General features: G+C 63.0%; 1 protein-coding gene. It reads left to right on the top strand.

Translation table 11 applies throughout. The features are described 5' to 3' along the window. Positions 1-322: 322 nt before the first annotated feature. Positions 323-4,824, top strand: a 4,502-nt coding sequence (locus ACZ6O2_RS36355; protein WP_466026194.1) for a hypothetical protein, incomplete at its 3' end; no start/stop codon positions are given.

Genomic DNA, 4,824 nt, shown 5'->3' with positions numbered 1-4,824 from the left:
TCGTCTCCACGAGCCTGGGTTCACGGACTGGGAGATCAGCGAGTTTCTGGCGGTGAAAGAGTCGTTCGTGGCTCCCACGTTGGCGCGGCCGGTTGAGTCGTCCGGGTCAGAGTCGTCCGGCTCGGAGTCTGAGTCGGAGTCTGAGTCTTTGGACCTGTCGCCCGGTTCGTTGCCTGGTCGGCCGGCGGCGATGGAATGGGGCCCGGCCGGCTCTGACGCAGACGGGCAGCCGTCCAATCCAGCGGAAACTGACCCGTTTGGCGTTGGCCCGGATATTTCTGCCCTGTGGGATAACCCGCCGGGGGAGGCAGACTTTTTCGATATGAGGACACCGGAGCCCGGCTTGGGGTGGTTGCCGCCGGGCTGGCAATCGGAACTGATCGAACAGTTGTCAGCCGTTGCGGCCGCTGACGAGGCGGCATTCCGGCAGTGGGCGGACGAGGTGTTCGACATCGATCCTGCGCTGTTCGGCCAGGGAAGGTCGCCGCACCTCGCCTTCTACAAGTCGGTGTTGAACGCCTACCCGGAACTGCTGGCGCAGGAGGGCGTTACCGACCTGCGTGGAGCGCGCGCGTGGGCGACCCACCGACTGGCCGTCGACCTCGCCAGGGGTGATGAGTCGAAGTTCAGAGAGCTTCTGCCGTATCCGGAGAGCGTGTCCCCGCAGCGCCGAAAGGCCCTGCACCGGCTCTGGCTCGGCAAGGTCGGGCACGCCCACGCCGACGGTCACGACATCTCGCATGTGATTCCCCATATCTTCGCCGGGGAGTTGGGCACGCCGATGCGGGTCCACCATCCATTCGGTGCCCCGTACGACATCGGCCCGCCGCCGGTTGCCGGTGTCACCCGGCAACCAGTCGTCTGGTTGAACGGCGCCTACATCTTCGTCCAACCTCGTGACCCACACGATGACCGCATCGCCGCCCGCATCGCTGAGGGCTTCTCGCGGCCATCGGTGACCGACCAGGCCCAACAGGCCACCTTTGAGGAGGCACTCCGTCAGCTGCGGGAGGAAATCGACGAGGCGGAATCGAATCTGAATCCGACCGACATCTACGGGCTCATCCAGCAAGACACATTCCACCGCAAGCTTGCGCTCATCCGTCAACACCCCATCTCCCCCCGCAGCCAGGTCCAGGAACTCGCAGAAAACCTCCGATACCTCCGTAGGCTCTACCTCCGCAGCCGCAACGTAGACGGCGGCTGGAAAGACCAGAACTCATGGCAACTCGAGGACCCATTCACCATCAGCTTCACCGCTTCCGTCGGCGGTGACTACCGCCCAGGTTTGGTGGCCAGGCTGGGCGGCAACCCGGAACGTCTCGCCGTTGTAGACGACGTGTCCATCGCGGGCGATGTGGTCGATATCAGTTTCGGGAAGCTCAACGGAGTAGGCGTCGGTATCGTCAAAATCCGGTACACCGTGGACGGCAGAACCGAACGTGCTATCTACCGAAAGGTCCCCCGCGAGTTCACTGACGACGAGCTGCGCGCCCTGAGGAAAAAGGTGCCCGGCCGGGAGTGGGAACTCGAAGACCGATGGTTCTCCGAGGACTTTTACCACATGGAGCTCCGTGTGGACAAAAAAAGGAGGCTGTCCCGTCGCTTCGGACATGGTCAATTCACTATCCCGAGTAACAAGATGGTCGACGGAAGTCCGTTTACCTTTCCGACCGACCTGAAGGAGGTCATTCTCCGGCTCGGGTATGGCATGGATGATCAACCCTTCGGCGTCGTGATTATCCCGGCCGACAAGAACATGACCGGACGGACTCTGTACCTGGAAATGGACCCTGCCCCCACCGCGGACGACATCAAGGGAATGCGCAGTTATGCGCTGTGGGAACGAGATGACCGTCGTTGGTTCCTTTTCAATGAAATATCTGCCATTTCCGAAATGTGGTCGCACAAAGTGTTGCCCGGCCTGGACATAAGAATCAATGGTTTGACCAAGACGTTCGATGGGAAGGAGGTGGATCTCTCTCGGGGCACGGAGGTCAAACTGCGGGTAGGATGGATGGAGACGTCCGGACCGGATGCCGGCGCAAGGGTTCTCTCCGAAAACCTTTTCGCCGTGGTCGGGGCGCCGTTGGTCCCAAGACCGGATTCGCCGGCGCCCGAACCCGAATACGTCTACCGGCTCATCGAAACAACTGTGCAAGGCAAAGAGAAATTCGATGCTCTCGCCGAAACGCTCAAGCATCGAGAGGAGTTGGCGCTGAGGCGGCGGGATCTGCAGCCCGCACCAGACCCCCAGCCCTCGGAGCCAGCCCCCGATGCGCTGTCCGACCCGCCAACGGCGATGGAATGGTCCGGCCCGGCCGTTGACCCGGCGTTGCCGCTGGAGGGCTCCGTGCCGGTCGGGCCCTCGGACCTGCAGGGAGGCGTCACCTCCGCCGGCTTGGTCGACGTGGCCTCGGGTGGACTGCTGTCCGGTCCTGCGGGAGATTACGACCTGTCCGGTTTTGACCCGGGGATTCTTGACGCAAGGGAGGGGTCGAATTCGGGGGCGGGGGCGTATCTGTCGACGTCGGCGCTTGGTTCGGGGTTGTCGCTGGAGGGCTCCGCACCGGTCGCGTCGGGCCCGCTGGCAGGGGTGTCATGGGTGGGCGGGGCGGACCCGGGGCCGAGCGGGGCGATGACGGCCGGTGGGTCCGGTGGTGTCGCGCCGGACTTGCAGCGGAGCGTGGACGCGGCGATCACCCAGTTGTCGGCCGGGGTAACCCGTGACCAGGCGACAGAATTCGAGCAGTGGGCGGACACGGTCTTCAACATCGATTCCGCGCTGTTCAGCGGGGGGGCGCACCTTGCCTTCTACAGGTCGGTGTTGAACACCTACCCGCAGCTGTTGGCGCAGTGGGGCGTCACCAGCGTGGATGGACTGCGCGCATGGGTGGTCCGTCAACTGGCCGACGACCTTGCCCGGGGTGAAGAGTCGACGTTTGGAGAGATTCTTCCGTATCCGGGGGACGTGTCCGAGCAGCGGCGGAAAGCCCTGGAACGGATCTGGTTCAGCACGATCGGAAACAACCAAACCTTGGATCACGACGTCGCGCTTGTGCCTCTCCATGTGCTGGCCAAGGAGTTGGACCAGCCGATGCAGGTCCACCATCCGTTCGGGGCCCCGTACGACATCGGCCCGCCGTTGGTTCCCGGTGTCACACCGCAACAGGTCCTTCGGTTGAAGGGCGCCTACGTCCTCGCCCAACCTCGTGACTCACACGATGACCGCATCGCCGCGGGCTTCTTCCGGCCCGACCCTGGCGAGCAGCGCCAACAGGCTGGGGTGTTTGAGGAGACACGTGGTCTGCTGCGAGCGGCAATCGCCAAGGCGGAGAAGAATCCCGACAGCACCTACTCGCGCATCCGGCGAGACTCATTCCACCGCAACCTCGCGGCCATCCGTCAACCCCCCATCTCCCCCCGCAACCAGGTCCAGGAACTCGCCGAACACCTCCAATACCTCCGCGGCCTCAACAACCAAGGCAGCGGCTGGAAAGACCAGCTCCCAGGGAACCTCGAAGACCCATTCACCATCCGCGTCCCCACCACCCCCGTGCGGCATGACAGGGACATAAGGGAGCTAACCCGTCCGGCCCCAGGGCTGCGCATCAGACTGAGCGGCAAGGACATAGTTCTCGGACATGTCGGTAAACTCTTCGGCCTGGGTGATGTGGTCAATATCAGTTTCGGGAAGGTCGGCGAAAAGGGCGTCGGGTTTATCGAAATCCCGTACACCGCGGACAACGGCGCTGGAAGCGTCATCTACCAACCGATCAACCGCGAGTTCACTGACCGCGAGCTGGCCAATCTGAAGCAAAAGGTGCGTGAGTCTTGGGAACTCTACCCCCCATGGGAGTTCAGCGCTTCCTATTACATCACGACGCCTCTGTTGCAACCCCGGAGAGAATTGGGCATAACCCTCGGCGGGGGGGGCGGGGCAGGTCAGGCCCGTGCCACCGCCCGTCAGGGCCGTATCCCACAGGCCGAGGTGGCCGACGGAAGAAGGTTTGTCTTTCCTGCGGACATAAGGGAGGTTCGTCTCGAACTCGGGTATGACATCTTTGGTCGACCCATCGCGGTCGTGATACTCGAAGAGAACCCTATCAAGCAAACCCTGTACCTGGAACTGGTCAAGCCCGCCCCCACCGTGCCCGATATCGGTCGGTTGCTGCAGACCGGAAACGTGCTGTGGGAGCGAGAGGATCGGTGGCATCTTTACGACGCAATATCTATCGAGGACATAATGTCGGCGGATGGCCGAATGCCTAACCCTCTGCGTCTTAGACTGGGCAATTCAGTCGACGTGTTGGGTGGCGGGAAGGTGAATCTCGATAAGGATACGCCGATTACCCTGAAGGTAGGGCAATTGCCGCGGCCGGTCGGATTGGATGTCGCCATCGACATTTTCGCCGTGGTCAAGGCGCCGTTGGTCCCAAGAGCGGATTCGCCGGTGCCCGAACCCGAATACGCCTTCCGGCTCGTGCTCGTGGGTCTGGACAAGAGCATCGACGAGTTCGAGGCTATTAAAGCCCGGATCCAGGCGCGGCAGGAGCGCAAAAAGCGAGCTGAGACGGGAACTGGGCGGGCCCCGAAACGTCGGCGCACCCAGGGTGGGTTGCCTGGTGGTGCGGCGGCGTTTGAGTGGGGTCGTGTGGGGGGTGGTTCGTTCTCGGGTGGTGGGAAGGGTGTGTTGCCGTCGGGGTGGGCGGCGGGTGAGCCGCCGGCCGTGGAGGTGGCGAAGGGCGGTGGTTGGCGTGTGTCGTATCGGAGTTCGGCAAGTTTGCCTGCTTGGGACGAGATGACGCATGTGTTTACTGATCG

Source organism: Micromonospora sp. NPDC048040 (assembly GCF_055587185.1).
The sequence above is the reverse complement of the archived record's forward strand: the minus strand, read 5'-3'. Positions and strand labels throughout refer to the sequence as shown.